Raw genomic sequence first — 15,207 nt, 5'->3', positions numbered from 1 at the left:
GGTGTTGTCGGCCGTTCCGGTGTTGCCCGCCGTTTCGGCGTTTCCGGTGTTCCCCGGGTTTCCGGTGCTCCCCGCGCCCGCCTGGTCCTGCACCGCTACGACCAGGCAAGCGCGGCGAACGTCGGCAGCAACGCCGCCTGAGGGGAGCCGGGCGGCGATGCCGCGCACCCGCACCGAACCCGGCAGCCCAGTGGCGCCCCGATTGTCACTGCCGCCGCTTACTGTCGAGGCATGTCCTACGACGAGTCGTCAACAGAACGCTTTGCGGTGGAGCCCGACAAGCGCCCCGGCCGCACCGCCTTCCAGCGCGACCGTGCCCGCGTCCTGCACTCCTCGGCGCTCAGAAGGCTCGCCGGCAAGACCCAGGTGGTGACGCCCGGCACCCGCACCGACGCCTGGGACGCCACCCCCCGCACCCGCCTCACCCACTCCCTGGAGTGCGCCCAGGTCGGCCGGGAGCTGGGCGCGGCGCTCGGCTGCGACCCCGACCTCGTCGAGGCGGCCTGTCTCTCCCACGACCTCGGGCACCCCCCGTTCGGGCACAACGGCGAACAGGCGCTCAACGACTTCGCCCGCGACTGCGGAGGCTTCGAGGGCAACGCGCAGTCGCTGCGCCTCCTCACCCGCATCGAACCCAAGCGCTTCACCCCCGAGGGCTCCGTCGGCCTCAACCTCACCCGCGCCACCCTCGACGCCGCCACCAAGTACCCCTGGCCGCGCGGCGGACATCCCACCGACCCGGCCTCCCCCAAGTTCGGCGTCTACGACGACGACCGCCCCGTCTTCGACTGGGTCCGCAAGGAGGCCCCCGGCACGCGCACGTGCTTCGAGGCGCAGGTCATGGACTGGGCGGACGACGTGGCCTACTCGGTGCACGACGTGGAGGACGGCCTGCACGCCGGCCACATCGATCCCAACTGCCTGCACTCCGAACAGGAGCGCGCCGAGGTCTTCCGCGTCGCCGTCGGCCGCTACGTCGACGCGGACACCGACCCCGCCGAACTCGCCGCCGCCCTCGACCGGCTCCAGGACCAGGAGTGGTGGCCGCACGGCTACGACGGCACGGCCGTCGCCCAGGCCCGCCTCAAGGACGCCACCAGCCAGCTCATCGGCCGCTTCTGCCAGGCCGCCGAGGCCGCCACGCGCGAGAGGTGGGGGTACCCCGCGGGCCGTCCGGGCACGGGCGGAGGCTCCGGGCGCCTCACCCGCTACGGCGCCGAACTCGTCGTACCCCACGAGACGCGACTGGAGTGCGCCGTCCTCAAGGCCGTCGCCGACCGGTACGTCATGCAGCGGGCCGAGCAGGAGCTGCTCCGCGCGGACCAGCGTGTCGTCATCGGCGAGCTGGCCGAGGCGCTCACCGCCCGCGCCCCCGACGGCCTCGACCCCCAGTTCCGCGCGCTCTTCGACCGGGCGGCCGACGACCGCGCCCGCAAGCGGTGATCGTCGACCAGATCGCCTCCCTCACCGACCCCTCGGCCCGTTCCCTGCACGCCCGCCTCACCGGAAGGCCCTGAACCGGGCGGCCCCGGCGCACCCGAACGAGCCCGATAGTGACACTCCGTGGCCTGATCGGGTCACCCCCCCTTCCCCCCTCACCCCGCGTGCGGGACGCTCGGGTGGCGGCAGTCTTACGAGGAGGCATCACGTGGTCGACGCGGATCAGACATTCGTCATCGTCGGAGGAGGCCTGGCCGGCGCCAAGGCGGCCGAGACACTCAGGACCGAGGGCTTCACCGGCCGCGTGATACTGATCTGCGACGAACGCGATCACCCCTACGAGCGCCCACCGCTCTCCAAGGGCTTCCTGCTGGGCAAGGAGAGCCGCGAGAGCGTCTTCGTGCACGAGCCCGCCTGGTACGCGCGCAACGACATCGAGCTGCACCTGGGCCAGACCGTCGACGCCATCGACCGTACGGCGAAGACGGTCCGCTTCGGCGACGACGGCACCCTCGTCCACTACGACAAACTGCTGCTGGCCACCGGCTCCGAACCCCGCCGCCTCGACATCCCCGGCACCGACCTCGCGGGCGTCCACCACCTCCGCCGCCTCGCGCACGCCGAGCGCCTCAAGGGTGTCCTCGCCGCGCTCGGCCGTGACAACGGCCACCTCGTGATCGCCGGAGCCGGCTGGATCGGCCTGGAGGTCGCGGCGGCGGCCCGCGGGTACGGCGCCGAGGTCACCGTCGTCGAACCGGAGCCGACCCCGCTGCACGGCGTCCTCGGACCCGAGCTGGGCAACGTCTTCGCCGAGCTGCACCGCGAGCACGGCGTCCGCTTCCACTTCGGCGTCCGCCTCACCGAGATCGTCGGCCAGGACGGCATGGTCCTCGCCGCCCGCACGGACGACGGCGAGGAACACCCGGCGCACGACGTGCTCGCCGCGATCGGGGCCGCCCCGCGGACCGCCCTCGCCGAGGCGGCCGGACTGCGGCTGGCCGACCGCGTCCACGGCGGCGGCATCGCGGTGGACACCCGGCTGCGCACCTCCGACCCCGACATCCACGCCGCCGGCGACGTGGCCTCCTTCCCCCTCGGGCCGTTCGGCACGACCCTGCGCGTCGAGCACTGGGCCAACGCCCTGAACGGCGGACCGGCCGCCGCCCGCGCCATGCTCGGCGGGGACGTCACCTACGACCGCGTGCCCTACTTCTTCTCCGACCAGTACGACCTGGGGATGGAGTACAGCGGGTGGGCGCCGCCGGGGACGTACGACCAGGTGGTGATCCGCGGGGACGCGGGCAAGCGGGAGTTCGTCGCGTTCTGGGTGAAGGACGGGCGCGTGCTGGCCGGGATGAACGTGAACGTGTGGGACGTCACACAGCAGATCCAGAAGCTGGTGCGGACGGGCGCCCCGGTCGACACCGAGGCGCTGGCAGACCCCCACGTGCCCCTCGAGAGGCTGACCGCGTAGGCGTCCGCGGTGTTCCGCCGTCCCGGGGATGTCGGTCCACCCCCGTAGAATCACCACGTGGCAGGACGGATCAACGACGAGGACGTGAAGGCGGTTCGGGACGCGGTTCCGATCGACGCCGTGGTGTCCGAGTACCTCCAGCTGCGCAACGCCGGCGGCGGCAACCTCAAGGGCCTGTGCCCCTTCCACGACGAGAAGTCACCGTCCTTCCAGGTCAGCCCCAGCAAGGGTCTCTTCCACTGCTTCGGCTGCCAGGAGGGTGGCGACACCATCACGTTCGTGATGAAGGTCGACCACCTCACCTTCTCCGAGGCCGTCGAGCGCCTCGCCGCCCAGGCCGGCATCACCCTGCGCTACGAGGAGGGCGGCTACAACCCCTCGCATCAGCGCGGCGAACGCATCCGCCTGGTCGAGGCCCACAAGATCGCCGCCGAGTGGTACGCCGAACAGCTCGCCGTCAGCCCCGAGGCCGACGCCGGCCGGATCTTCCTCGCCGAGCGCGGCTTCGACCAGGCCGCCGCCGTCCACTTCGGCGTCGGTTACAGCCCCCAGGGCTGGGACCACCTCACCCGCTACCTGCGCGGCAAGGGCTTCAGCGACAAGGAACTGATCTCCTCCGGACTCGCCCAGGAGGGCCGCCGCGGCCCCATCGACCGCTTCCGCGGCCGGCTGATGTGGCCCATCCGCGACATCGGCGGCGAGGTCGTCGGCTTCGGCGCCCGCAAGCTCTACGAGGCCGACAACGGACCCAAGTACCTCAACACGCCCGACACGGCGATCTACCGCAAGTCGCAGGTCCTCTACGGCATCGACCTCGCGAAGAAGGACATCGCCAAGGTGTCCCGCGCGGTCGTCGTCGAGGGGTACACCGACGTCATGGCCTGCCACCTGGCCGGCGTCACCACCGCCATCGCCACCTGCGGCACGGCCTTCGGCACCGACCACATCAAGATCCTCCGCCGCCTGCTGATGGACAACGGCTCCGCGCGCGTGATCTTCACCTTCGACGGCGACGCGGCAGGCCAGAAGGCGGCCCTGCGCGCCTTCGAGGACGACCAGAAGTTCGCCGCCGAGACGTACATCGCGATCGCGCCGGACAACATGGACCCCTGCGACCTGCGGCTGGCCAAGGGCGACGAGGCGGTCGCCGACCTCGTCGAACCCCGCACCCCGCTGTTCGAGTTCGCCCTGCGCCAGATCGTCGCCCGCTACGACCTGGAGACCCCGGGCGGCCGGGCCGCCGCCCTCGACGAGGCCGCCCCGGTCGTCGCCCGCATCAAGAACAGCGGCGCCCAGCACGAGGTCGCCGTCCAGCTGGCCGGCATGCTCGGCATCCTCGACACCCAGTTCGTCGTCAAGCGCGTGGCACAGCTGGCCCGTTGGGCCCGCGACCGTGGCGGCAGGGGCCCGGCACCGGCCCGCGGCGACTCCGCCCAGCTCTACGAGGCCGCCCCGCGCCCCGCCGCCGGCGGCCCCGCCCTCACCCTGCGCAACCCCGTCTACGCCACCGAGCGCGAACTGCTCAAACTCGCCCTCCAGCGCCCCGAACTGGTCTCCCCGGCCTTCGACGCGTACGGCGTCGACGAGTTCACCGCCGCCCCCTACGCCGCCGTGCGCGAGGCGATCCAGGACGCGGGCGGTGCCGAGTCCGGCGTACAGGACGGGCAGGAGTACCTGATGCGGGTGCGGGACGCCGCGCCCGACGACACCGTGCGCGCCATGGTCACCGAGCTGGCCGTGGAGCCGATCATGCGGCGCGCGGTCGACGACGTGTACGCGGGCACGGTCCTCGTCCAGGTCCGCCGGCGCGCCGTGGAGCGCCGGGTCCGCGACGTCCAGTCCCAGCTGGCCCGGCTGTCCGCCGGCGGCGACCCGGCCCAACTGGCCGCCGTGCAGAACGAGCTGTGGGTCCTCCAGCAGTACGACCAGGCACTGCGCGGACACGGAGCCGCGGCTCTCTGAGCAGGTCCCGACCACCGCGGTCAGCACCCCGTCACGGACCGGACGCAAAAAGTCATCGCACGCCCCTCGTGGCGGTGATGTGTCGTACTCCACACTGGGTGGCGGTGCCTGAGTCCTCGGAGCGCGGTCGATCCGTCCCCAGCGGGTCCCACACCCCCGCGGTTCCGCTCATCGCGGACGGGACGGACAGCGGTGAGGCCGCCTCCGCCCTCGAAGCAGCGCTGCCGCATCTCCCGGCAGCGATCACCCTGGAGGTCGCCCCCGTGCAGACCCAGACCCTCACCCAGACCGACACGTGTACCGACGGCACGGAACCGGACGGCGAGACCGGCGTCCTGGTGGCGGTCCCGCCGCAGAACCGTGCCGTGCGTCACCCGGAGACGGCCATGGAACCGGAGACCGAGCCGGCGGACCCGGCACCGGAGGACCCGCCCGCCGAGGCGCTCGACGAGACCCCCGAGCCCGCCGACACGCCCGCCCCGCGCTTCGTCGACACCTCCGCCCCCTCCTCGGACCTGTTCCGCCAGTACCTGCGCGAGATCGGCCGCATCCCGCTGCTCACCGCCGCCGAGGAGGTCGAGCTGGCCCGCCGCGTGGAGGCCGGCCTGTTCGCCGAGGCGAAGCTGAGCGGCACCCCCGACGTGGACAGCGACCTCGCCCTCGACCTGGACAAGCTGGTCGTGATGGGCCGGATGGCCAAGCGCCGTCTCATCGAGTCGAACCTGCGGCTGGTCGTGTCGGTCGCCAAGCGCTATGTCGGCCGCGGCCTGACCATGCTGGACCTCGTCCAGGAGGGCAACCTGGGCCTGATCAGGGCGGTCGAGAAGTTCGACTACGCCCGCGGCTACAAGTTCTCCACGTACGCCACCTGGTGGATCCGCCAGGCCATGTCCCGCGCGCTCGCCGACCAGGCCCGCACGATCCGCGTCCCCGTGCACGTGGTGGAGCTGATCAACCGCGTGGTCCGCGTCCAGCGCCGCCTGCTCCAGGAACGCGGTTACGAACCCACCGCCGACGAGGTGGCCGCCCAGCTCGATCTGGCCCCCGAGCGCGTCGGAGAGGTGCTGCGGCTGGCCCAGGAGCCCGTCTCCCTGCACGCCCCGGTGGGCGAGGAGGACGACGTGGCCCTGGGCGACCTCATCGAGGACGGCGACGCCGCCAGCCCCGTGGAGTCGGCGGCGTTCCTCCTGCTCAGGCAACACCTGGAGGTGGTCCTGTCGACGCTCGGCGAGCGTGAACGCAAGGTCGTCCAGCTCCGCTACGGCCTGGCCGACGGCCGCCCCCGCACCCTGGAGGAGATAGGCCGCATCTTCGGCGTGACCCGCGAACGCATCCGGCAGATCGAGTCCAAGACGCTCAACAAACTCCGCGACCACGCCTTCGCGGACCAGCTCAGGGGCTACCTGGACTGACCGGGGGCCGCCGGCCGGGCGGCCCCCGTCCCGCCGCTCGACCTCCTAGTCGACCTCGGCGACCGCCTGGACGAACTGCGCCTTGTACAGCCGCGCGTACGCCCCGTCGGCCGTCAGCAGGTCCGTGTGCGTGCCCTGTTCGACGATGGCCCCGTTCTCCATCACCAGGATGGTGTCCGCGTCCCGGATCGTCGACAGCCGGTGCGCGATGACGAACGACGTCCGCCCGTGCGCCAGCTTGGCCATCGCCTTCTGGATCAGCACCTCGGTACGGGTGTCGACGGAACTCGTCGCCTCGTCGAGCACCAGGATCACCGGGTCGGACAGGAACGCGCGCGCGATGGTGATCAGCTGCTTCTCACCGGTGCTCACCCCGCTGCCCTCGCCGTCGATCACCGTGTCGTAGCCGTCGGGAAGGGTCCGGATGAACCGGTCGGCGTGGGCCGCCCGCGCCGCCTCCTCGATCTCCCCGCGCGTGACCTCGCGCGCGGCGCCGTACGCGATGTTCTCCGCGATGGTGCCGCCGAACAGCCAGGTGTCCTGGAGCACCATGCCGATCCCGGTGCGCAGTTCGTCCCGGGACATCCGCGCGATGTCGACGCCGTCGAGCGTGATCCGCCCGCCGGTGACGTCGTAGAACCGCATGAGGAGGTTGACCAGGGTGGTCTTGCCGGCGCCGGTGGGGCCGACGATGGCGACCGTGTGGCCGGGTTCGACGACCAGCGAGAGGTCCTCGATCAGCGGCCTGTCGGGGTCGTAGCGGAACGACACGTGCTCCAGCGCCACCCGCCCGCGCAGCACCTCCGGCCGCACGCCCGGCACCGGATCCGCCTGCTGCTCCTCCGCGTCCAGCAGTTCGAAGATCCGCTCGGCCGAGGCGACGCCCGACTGCACCAGGTTCGCCATCGACGCGACCTGCGTCAGCGGCATCGAGAACTGGCGCGAGTACTGGATGAACGCCTGCACGTCACCGATCGACAGCGAGCCGGTGGCGACCCGCAGCCCGCCGACCACGGCCACCATCACGTAGTTGAGGTTCGACACGAAGAACATCAGCGGCTGCATGATGCCGCTGTTGAACTGCGCCTTGAACCCGGCCTCGTACAGCGCGTCGTTCTGCTCGGCGAACTGCTGCGCCGACTCGTCCTGCCGGCCGAACACCTTCACCAGCGTGTGGCCGGTGTACATCTCCTCGATGTGCGCGTTCAGCTTGCCGGTGGTGCGCCACTGCTGCACGAAGTGCGGCTGCGACCGCTTGCCCACGCGCGCGGCGACGACCGCCGACAGCGGCACGGTGACCAGCGCGACCAGCGCGAGGATCCACGACACCCAGAACATCATCGCCAGTACGCCGACGATGCTGAGCAGCGAGTTCACGAGCTGGCCCAGCGACTGCTGGAGCGTCTGCCCGATGTTGTCGATGTCGTTGGTCGCCCGCGACAGCACCTCGCCGCGCTGACGCTTGTCGAAGTAGGACAGCGGCAGCCGCGACAGCTTCGTCTGCACGTCCTCGCGCATCCGGTACATCGTGCGGTTGACGGCCCGGTTGACCAGCCGCGTCGCCACCGCCATGAGCAGGCCCGCCACCGCGAACACCGCGAGCGCGAACAGCAGGACCCGGCCGACGGAGTCGAAGTCGATGCCCTGGCCGGGGGTGAAGTCGGTGCCGCGCAGCATGTCGGCGACATCGTCGTCGCCGCGCTCGCGCATCGAGTCGAGGGCCTCGTCCTTGGAGGACCCGGCCGGCATCTCCCGCCCGACGATGCCGGCGAAGACCAGGTCGGTGGCCCGGCCGAGGATCTTCGGCCCGATCACGTTGAGGCCCACGCTCAGCACGACGCAGAACAGCATCGCGTAGAGGGTGACCCGCTCCGGCCTGAAGTGGCCGAGCAGCCGCCGGCCGGACACCTTGAAGTCCAGCGTGCGGCTCTCCGGTCCGGTCCCGGCCATCATGCGCCCCATGGGCCCGGCCATCAGGCAGCCTCCGCTTCCGTGAGCTGGGAGAGAACGATCTCCCGGTAGGTCTCGTTGTCCGCCATCAGTTCCTGATGGGTGCCCTCGCCCACCACCCGGCCCTCGTCGAGGACGATGATCCGGTCCGCGTCGCGGATCGTGGCCACCCGCTGGGCGACGATGACGACGGTCGCTCGGCGGTCTCCCGGCCGAGGGCCGCCCTGAGCGCCGCGTCGGTGGCGTAGTCGAGGGCGGAGAAGGAGTCGTCGAAGAGGTAGATCTCCGGGCGCTGCACGAGCGTGCGGGCGATGGCGAGCCGCTGCCGCTGACCGCCGGACACATTGGTGCCGCCCTGCGCGACGGGGGCGTTCAGCCCGCCCTCCAGCTTCCGCACGAACTCCTTGGCCTGCGCCACCTCCAGCGCGTGCCACAGCTCCTCGTCCGTCGCGTCCGGATTGCCGTACCGGAGGTTGGTGGCGACCGTGCCGGCGAACAGGTACGGCTTCTGCGGCACCAGCCCGACCGTCCTGGCGAGCAGCGCCGCGTCGAGGTGCGCCACCTCGACGCCGTCGACGAGGACCTGCCCGGCGGTGGCGTCGAACAGCCGGGGGACCAGCCCGAGCAGCGTGGACTTGCCGCTGCCGGTCGAGCCGATGACGGCGGTGGTCTCACCGGGCCGCGCCACCAGGTCGACGCCCTTGAGCACGGGTTCCTCGGCACCCGGGTAGCCGAAGCCGGCGCCCCGGATCTCCAGGTGGCCGTGGCGCGGCAGTTCGCGCACCGGCGCCTTCGGCAGGACGACGCTGGACTCGGTGTCCAGGACCTCCTGGACGCGCTCGGCGCACACCTCGGCGCGCGGCACCATCATGAACATGAAGGTGGCCATCATCACGGACATGACGATCTGCATGAGGTAGGCGAGGAAGGCCGTCAGATCGCCGATCTGCATCTCGCCGCCGTCGATCCGGTGGGCGCCGAACCACACCACCGCGATCGACGACAGGTTCACCGTGGTCATGACCACCGGGAACATCAGCGCGAGCAGGTTGCCGGCCTTCAGCGAGATGTCGGTGAGGTCGGTGTTGGCCTTGCGGAAACGCTCTTCCTCGTAGTCGTCGCGGACGAAGGCGCGGATGACGCGGTTGCCGGTGATCTGCTCGCGCAGCACCCGGTTCACCGTGTCCAGCCGCGTCTGCATGGACCGGAACAGCGGCCGCAGCCCCCGCACGATCAGCGTCACGCAGATGCCCAGCACCGGCACCACGGCGACCAGGATCCCGGACAGCGGCACGTCGAGGCCGAGGGCCATGACGATGCCGCCCACGCACATGATCGGCGCGGACACCATCAGCGTGAACGACATCAGGGCCAGCATCTGGATCTGCTGGACGTCGTTCGTGGTCCTGGTGATCAGCGAGGGCGCGCCGAACTGGCCGACCTCCCGGGCGGAGAAGGACTGCACCCGGTCGAAGACGGCCGCCCGCATGTCCCGCCCGAGCGCCGACGCCGTCCTGGCGCCGTAGTACACGGCACCGATGTTGCAGACGACCTGCACCAGCGAGATGCCGATCATCACGGCGCCGTAGGAAAGGATGTAACCGGTGTCACCGTTGACCACGCCGTCGTCGATGATGTCGGCGTTCAGCGTGGGCAGGTAGAGCGTGGCGCAGGTCTGGAGGAACTGGAGCAGCACCAGCAGGACGATGGGTTTCTTGTAGGGCCTGAGATAGGTCCGCAGAAGTCGTATGAGCACGCTTCGTCTCTCGGAGTCGGCGGGGTGAGGGGCATTGGTTGCCCCTGGCCCCTATCGTCCGGCACTCCACCCGTGTTACCTCAACTGATTAAGCCGACAGCGTTGTGCTATGCCGCCCCGGCCCCGGACCCGGCCCTACGAGCGGAACGCCGTGGGATGCGTCTGCTCCCGCACCGAAACGTACTGCTGCCGCACGGCCTGCCCCACGGCCAGTTCCTCGCCCGGGTCCAGCACCTGCGCCGCCGGACCCGGCCAGGCCGGCGGATGGCGCGGATCGAGCGTGCCCTGCGACACCCCGAGCGCCCACGCGGCCTGCCGCGCCGCCCCGATCGCCGCGTAGTCCGCGGGCTGCGGTACGACGACCTGCGCCCCGAACAGCGCGGGCGCCGCCGCCTGCACGGCCGGCAGTTCGGCCGCCGCACCCAGCAGGAAGATCCGCCGCACCTCCACGCCCCGGCCGCGCAGCACGTCCAGCGCGTCCGCGAGCCCGCACAGCATGCCCTCGAACGCCGCCCGCGCGAAGTGCTCCGGCTTCATCGACTCGCGCCGCAGCCCCGTCAGGGTGCCCGCGGCGTGCGGCAGATTCGGCGTGCGCTCACCCTCCAGATAGGGCAGCAGCACCAGTCCGTGCGACCCCGGGGTCGACTTCATCGCCAGATCGGACAGCGCCTCCAGATCGGCCACCCCGAGCAGGTCGGTGGCCCCGCGCAGGGTCCGTACGGCGTTCAGGGTGGTGACGACCGGCAGATGCATGCCGGTCGCGTCCGCCAGAGAGGTGATCATCCCGCTCTGGTCGACGAGCGCCTCGCGGTGTACGGCCATCACGGACCCGGAGGCGCCCAGTGACACGACCGCGTCCCCGAGGCCGATGCCCAGCCCGAACGCGGCGGCCATCGTCTCGCCGGTGCCGGCCGAGATCAGCAGGCCCTCCGGGGTCGTACCGGCCGCGTCGGAGGGCCCGATCACCTCGGGCAGCATGACCTGGTGACCGAGTGCCAGCTCCACCAGCTCGGGCCGGTAGCCGCCGATGGCCGCCGACCAGTAACCGGTTCCGGAGGCGCCGCCCCGGTCGGTGGTGCGGCGCACCGGCCGGCCCAGGAGCTGCCACACGAGCCAGTCATGGGCCTGGAGGAGCACGGCGGTGCGCTGGGCGGCGTCGGGCTCGTTCTTCGCCATCCAGCGCAGCTTGGTCACCGGCTGAGCGGCCTGCGGCACACAGCCGACCGCCTGCGCCCACGCCTCGCGACCGCCGAGCGCGTCGATCAGATCGGCCGCGGCGACCTGCGCGCGTTTGTCGCCGCCGACCATCGCCGGGCGCACGGTGTTGCCCTGCGCGTCGAGCGGCACGATCGCGTTCTGCTGCGCCGACACGCCGATGGCCTGCACGCCTTCCAGCAGTCCGCCGCCGGCCGCCTCCCCGAGGGAGAGCAGCCAGGCCTGCGGATCGACATCGGAAGGACGGCCGGCACCGTCGGAACCCTCCACCGGATGCGGCGCATAGCCCTGCCTGAGCACGGCTCCTGTGTCCGCGTCGCAGACGACGATGCGAGTGAATTCGGGCGAACTGTCCAACCCGGCGACTATCCCCATGGGCAAAATTCTGCCGCACCGCGGGGGGTTACCGCGTCGGCTCGGCCCTCCCTACGTACGACTGGTGCCCCAGTCGTCCGATCCGTCGCTCTGCGCGGACCGCTCCCGCAGGGACCGGACCCGGCCCGCGACCGACTCGGGCATCCGGTCACCGACCTTGTCGCTGACCACGTGGTACGCCTTGCCCGCGAACTGGCGGCCCTGCTGGGCCGCCGACTCCGCCGTGTTGCGCACGGCGGGGTTCTGCGCGATCTGCCGCGCGGACTTCCTCAACTGTTCGTAGCGCTCCCGCCCGGCCTTCGTGCCGAGCACGTAGCCCAGGGCGAGTCCGACGACGAATGTGAGCCGGTAGCGCATGACGGCCACCCTTCCCTCGTGTAGGTCTGTGGTGCGGCATCGGTGCCTGAGGGGAACCGATTGGCGGAGCACCCCCCTGCTTGCGCTAATGTATGTGTCGCAGCGAGCGTCCGCCCCCTGGCGAATACCCAGGTAGTCGCGTTCGATGCAGACGAGGCATTCCTCCGTAGCTCAATTGGCAGAGCAGCCGGCTGTTAACCGGCAGGTTACTGGTTCGAGTCCAGTCGGGGGAGCTCGGTCCTCCGTAGCTCAATTGGCAGAGCAGCCGGCTGTTAACCGGCAGGTTACTGGTTCGAGTCCAGTCGGGGGAGCATCGTGATCGAGGACCCTTAGGGGTCCTTTTTCATGTCGCCGGGAACCGTGCAGGTCGCAGCACGGTCCTCATGGTCAGCGGCGTCGGACCAGGCGGAGCGTGAGATCGTATGAGCGGCTATGCTGCGGCAGACGGCGCGCACACGTGTACGCGACACGCCGCTATGGGGCGGTAGCTCAGCCGGTTAGAGCAGCGGACTCATAATCCGCCGGCCGGTGGTTCGAGCCACCCGCCCACCCCCAGAAGAAACGTCGCTACCAGCGAGAGCGCCGGTTTCACGCTGGTGGGGCGAGGCGCTCGCCCCACACACGCGACCGGCCACCGCCGTAGCGGCCCTGGCAGTGCTTCAGCGTTCCCGCGGTGCCGGCGTGAACTGCCGCTCGGCGCTGAACTTCCGTCGCCAGGCCAGCGACACGTACACCAGCGCGACCAGGACCGGGACTTCGATGAGCGGGCCGACGACACCGGACAGGGCCTGGCCGGAGGTGACGCCGAAGGTGCCGATGGCGACCGCGATGGCCAGCTCGAAGTTGTTGCCCGCCGCGGTGAAGGCGAGTGTGGCGGTGCGGTCGTAGGCCAGGCCGATGACCTTGCCGAGGGCGAAGGTGCCGAACCACATCACCGCGAAGTAGACCAGCAGCGGGAGCGCGATGCGGGCCACGTCCAGCGGTTGCGAGGTGATCGTCCTCCCCTGGAGGGCGAACAGGACGACGATCGTGAAGAGGAGTCCGTACAGGGCCCAGGGGCCGATCTTCGGGAGGAAGCCCGACTCGTACTTCTCGCGGCCGAGCTTCTGCTCGCCGAGGCGACGGGTGAGGAAGCCCGCCAGCAGCGGGACGCCGAGGAAGACGACCACGTTCAGGGCGATCTTCCACATGGAGATGTCCAGGCTCTCGCCGTCGCCCAGGCCGAGCCGGCCCGGCAGCAGGTCCAGGTAGAGCCAGCCCAGCAGGCCGAACGCCACCACCTGGAAGACCGAGTTCAGGGCGACCAGGACGGCGGCCGACTCGCGGTCACCGCAGGCCAGGTCGTTCCAGAGGATGACCATGGCGATGCAGCGGGCCAGGCCGACGATGATCAGGCCGGTGCGGTACTCGGGCAGGTCCGGGAGGAAGATCCAGGCCAGCGCGAACATGACGGCGGGGCCGACGACCCAGTTGATGACCAGCGAAGAGACCATGAGCCTCTTGTCGCCGGTGACGGCGTCGAGCTTGTCGTAGCGGACCTTGGCGAGGACCGGGTACATCATGACCAGCAGGCCGGCGGCGATCGGGAGCGAGATGCCGCCGATCTCGACCTTCGCCAGTGCGTCGTCCAGGCCCGGGACGGCCCGGCCGAGGCCGAGGCCGAGGGCCATGGCGAGAAGGATCCAGACGGCGAGGAAGCGGTCGAGCGTCGACAGCTTCGCGACGACCGAGGCGTCCTCGGTGGTCACGGCTGTTTCGGTGGGGGTCACGGGCAGGCCCTCTTGTTCTCGGCGGCATTGCGAGCGGACTCGGCCAGGTCGGCGAACTGGACGGCGAGTTGGGCGATGACGTCGGGACGCAGCTTGTAGTACGTGTACCGGCCGCACGGTTCCGTATCGACGACCCCGGCCTCGCGCAGCACTCTCAGGTGGTTGGAGAGGTTGGTCTGCTTCGCACCGGTCTCCTCGATCAGGTGCGTGGAGCAGAGCGTCTCCTTCGCCAGGAGGGTGACGATCCGGAGGCGGAGCGGGTCGGCGAGGACCCGCATCAGATCAGTGTCGACTGACGTCATCATGGGCTGATACTGTCATATCACTGGAAACTGATACCACCGGGCGCTGAGTTCATTCCGCCTGATGTCCTCGTGAGACAAGAGAGACCTCTGATGTCCGACAAGCCCTCCGTGCTCTTCGTCTGTGTCCACAACGCCGGCCGTTCGCAGATGGCCGCCGCGTGGCTGACCCATCTGGCCGGGGACCGTGTCGAGGTCCGGTCCGCCGGTTCCGCCCCGGGCGCCGGAGTCAATCCGGCCGCCGTCGAGGCCATGCGTGAGGTCGGCATCGACATCTCCGCCGAGGTCCCGAAGATGCTCACCGTCGACGCCGTCAGGGAGTCCGACGTCTGCATCACCATGGGCTGCGGCGACACCTGCCCGGTCTTTCCCGGCAAGCGGTACCTGGACTGGACGTTGGAGGACCCGGCCGGCCAGGGCGTCGAGGCCGTACGCCCCATCCGCGACGAGATCAGGGTGCTGGTCGAGGGCCTGATCGAGGAGATCGCGCCAGAACCGAAGGCATGACCACCGGCACGGACATCCGCGACGTCGCCGTCACCGGCTCCGGTCCCGCGGGTCGCACCGCCCGGCGACCCGCCCGGCCCCGCCGGTCGTACTCGCGGTCTCACCGGTGCGGTACGGCCTTCTCCCTGGCCCGGATGCCGGTGCGCTCGCCGGGCCGTACGGCGAGGGGGCCGGCCGCACGGACGTCCACGGCGTCGTCCAAGCCGTCGACCGCCACGGTGACCATCGCGTCGTGGCCGTGCGAGCACAAGTCCAGGACCGGTACCGCCGACGGCGTGCGGGGCCGTCGGTCCGAGGTCTCCCGGGACTCGGCAGGGGGCGGTCTCGAGGCGTCAGTCCTCGTCGCGCAGAGCCGTCCATGTGTCGTGGCCGACGATGCCGTCGGCGCTCAGTCCCCCGTCGCGCTGGAAGGCGCGTACGGCGGTGTCCGTGCCGGAGCCGAAGATGCCGTCGGCGCCGCTGTCGCCGACGCCGTAGCCGCGCTTCGTCAGCATGCACTGCACCTGGAGGACGCGTTTGCCGGTGTCGCCCTGGCGGGTGCGGCCGTTGCCCGAGTAGTGGGTGCAGTCGGTGTTCCAGGGCGCGGTCGCGGGCTCCGCGGAGGGGCTGCCGGCGGCCGGGGCGGAGGCGGTGGAGGCGCGGACTCGGCCGGTGGGGCGGCGGGGGTGGCCGTAGCGGCGTCGGAGGG

General features: G+C 70.9%; 10 protein-coding genes, 3 tRNA genes and 2 pseudogenes. 8 read left to right on the top strand and 7 right to left on the bottom strand.

Going from position 1 to position 15,207, the window contains the following annotated elements:
• Window positions 1–231: 231 nt before the first annotated feature.
• The 4 genes and pseudogenes from BM536_RS11335 to BM536_RS11320 all read left to right on the top strand — a co-directional run bounded on the left by BM536_RS11335 (window position 232) and on the right by BM536_RS11320 (window position 6,288).
• Window positions 232–1,517, top strand: a pseudogene (locus tag BM536_RS11335) (deoxyguanosinetriphosphate triphosphohydrolase).
• A gap of 131 nt (window positions 1,518–1,648) precedes the next feature.
• Window positions 1,649–2,914 (top strand): NAD(P)/FAD-dependent oxidoreductase, encoded by a 1,266-nt coding sequence (locus BM536_RS11330; RefSeq protein WP_073497826.1) that lies wholly within the window; start codon window positions 1,649–1,651, stop codon window positions 2,912–2,914.
• 57 nt (window positions 2,915–2,971) lie between these two features.
• Window positions 2,972–4,876, top strand: a complete 1,905-nt coding sequence (gene dnaG, locus BM536_RS11325; protein ID WP_073497828.1) for a DNA primase — start codon at window positions 2,972–2,974, stop codon at window positions 4,874–4,876.
• A gap of 104 nt (window positions 4,877–4,980) precedes the next feature.
• Window positions 4,981–6,288: an RNA polymerase sigma factor gene (locus BM536_RS11320; RefSeq protein ID WP_094103107.1), complete on the top strand. Its 1,308-nt coding sequence runs from the start codon at window positions 4,981–4,983 to the stop codon at window positions 6,286–6,288.
• A 45-nt stretch (window positions 6,289–6,333) separates the two neighbouring features.
• Here BM536_RS11320 and BM536_RS11315 read toward each other — a convergent pair whose 3' ends face one another.
• The 4 genes and pseudogenes from BM536_RS11315 to BM536_RS11300 form a co-directional block, all read right to left on the bottom strand.
• Complete coding sequence (locus BM536_RS11315; RefSeq protein WP_073497830.1) at window positions 6,334–8,262, bottom strand: ABC transporter ATP-binding protein; 1,929 nt, start codon at window positions 8,260–8,262, stop codon at window positions 6,334–6,336.
• Window positions 8,262–9,994, bottom strand: a pseudogene (locus tag BM536_RS11310) (ABC transporter ATP-binding protein). The gene BM536_RS11315 and the pseudogene BM536_RS11310 overlap by 1 nt, the downstream one beginning before the upstream one ends.
• 135 nt (window positions 9,995–10,129) lie before the next feature.
• A complete protein-coding gene (locus BM536_RS11305) occupies window positions 10,130–11,584 on the bottom strand; it encodes an FGGY family carbohydrate kinase (protein ID WP_094102884.1) in 1,455 nt (484 codons plus the stop codon).
• Window positions 11,585–11,635: 51 nt separating this feature from the next.
• Window positions 11,636–11,941 (bottom strand): hypothetical protein, encoded by a 306-nt coding sequence (locus BM536_RS11300; protein ID WP_073497840.1) that lies wholly within the window; start codon window positions 11,939–11,941, stop codon window positions 11,636–11,638.
• A 160-nt stretch (window positions 11,942–12,101) separates the two neighbouring features.
• Here BM536_RS11300 and BM536_RS11295 point away from each other — a divergent pair.
• The 3 genes from BM536_RS11295 (at window position 12,102) to BM536_RS11285 (ending at window position 12,496) form a co-directional block, all read left to right on the top strand.
• A tRNA-Asn gene (locus BM536_RS11295) sits at window positions 12,102–12,174 on the top strand.
• A gap of 5 nt (window positions 12,175–12,179) precedes the next feature.
• A tRNA-Asn gene (locus tag BM536_RS11290) sits at window positions 12,180–12,252 on the top strand.
• A gap of 166 nt (window positions 12,253–12,418) precedes the next feature.
• A tRNA-Ile gene (locus BM536_RS11285) sits at window positions 12,419–12,496 on the top strand.
• A 104-nt stretch (window positions 12,497–12,600) separates the two neighbouring features.
• Here the strand turns inward: BM536_RS11285 and arsB are convergent.
• Together arsB and BM536_RS11275 are read right to left on the bottom strand one after the other, a co-directional pair.
• Window positions 12,601–13,710 carry an ACR3 family arsenite efflux transporter gene (arsB, locus tag BM536_RS11280; RefSeq protein ID WP_073497834.1) on the bottom strand — a complete coding sequence of 370 codons (1,110 nt, stop codon included), beginning with the start codon at window positions 13,708–13,710 and terminating at the stop codon, window positions 12,601–12,603.
• Window positions 13,707–14,015: an ArsR/SmtB family transcription factor gene (locus BM536_RS11275; RefSeq protein ID WP_073497836.1), complete on the bottom strand. Its 309-nt coding sequence runs from the start codon at window positions 14,013–14,015 to the stop codon at window positions 13,707–13,709. Before BM536_RS11275 ends, arsB begins: the two co-directional genes overlap by 4 nt.
• A gap of 90 nt (window positions 14,016–14,105) precedes the next feature.
• Here BM536_RS11275 and BM536_RS11270 point away from each other — a divergent pair, with 90 nt between their 5' ends.
• Window positions 14,106–14,519 carry an arsenate reductase ArsC gene (locus BM536_RS11270; protein WP_073497838.1) on the top strand — a complete coding sequence of 138 codons (414 nt, stop codon included), beginning with the start codon at window positions 14,106–14,108 and terminating at the stop codon, window positions 14,517–14,519.
• Window positions 14,520–14,851: 332 nt separating this feature from the next.
• Here the strand turns inward: BM536_RS11270 and BM536_RS11265 are convergent.
• On the bottom strand, window positions 14,852–15,207 hold a 356-nt coding region (locus tag BM536_RS11265; RefSeq protein ID WP_143650925.1), incomplete at its 5' end, for a peptidoglycan-binding domain-containing protein.

Source organism: Streptomyces phaeoluteigriseus (assembly GCF_001896135.2).
Classification (GTDB): Bacteria; Actinomycetota; Actinomycetes; order Streptomycetales; family Streptomycetaceae; genus Streptomyces; species Streptomyces phaeoluteigriseus.
This window is presented reverse-complemented; position numbering and strand designations above follow the sequence as displayed.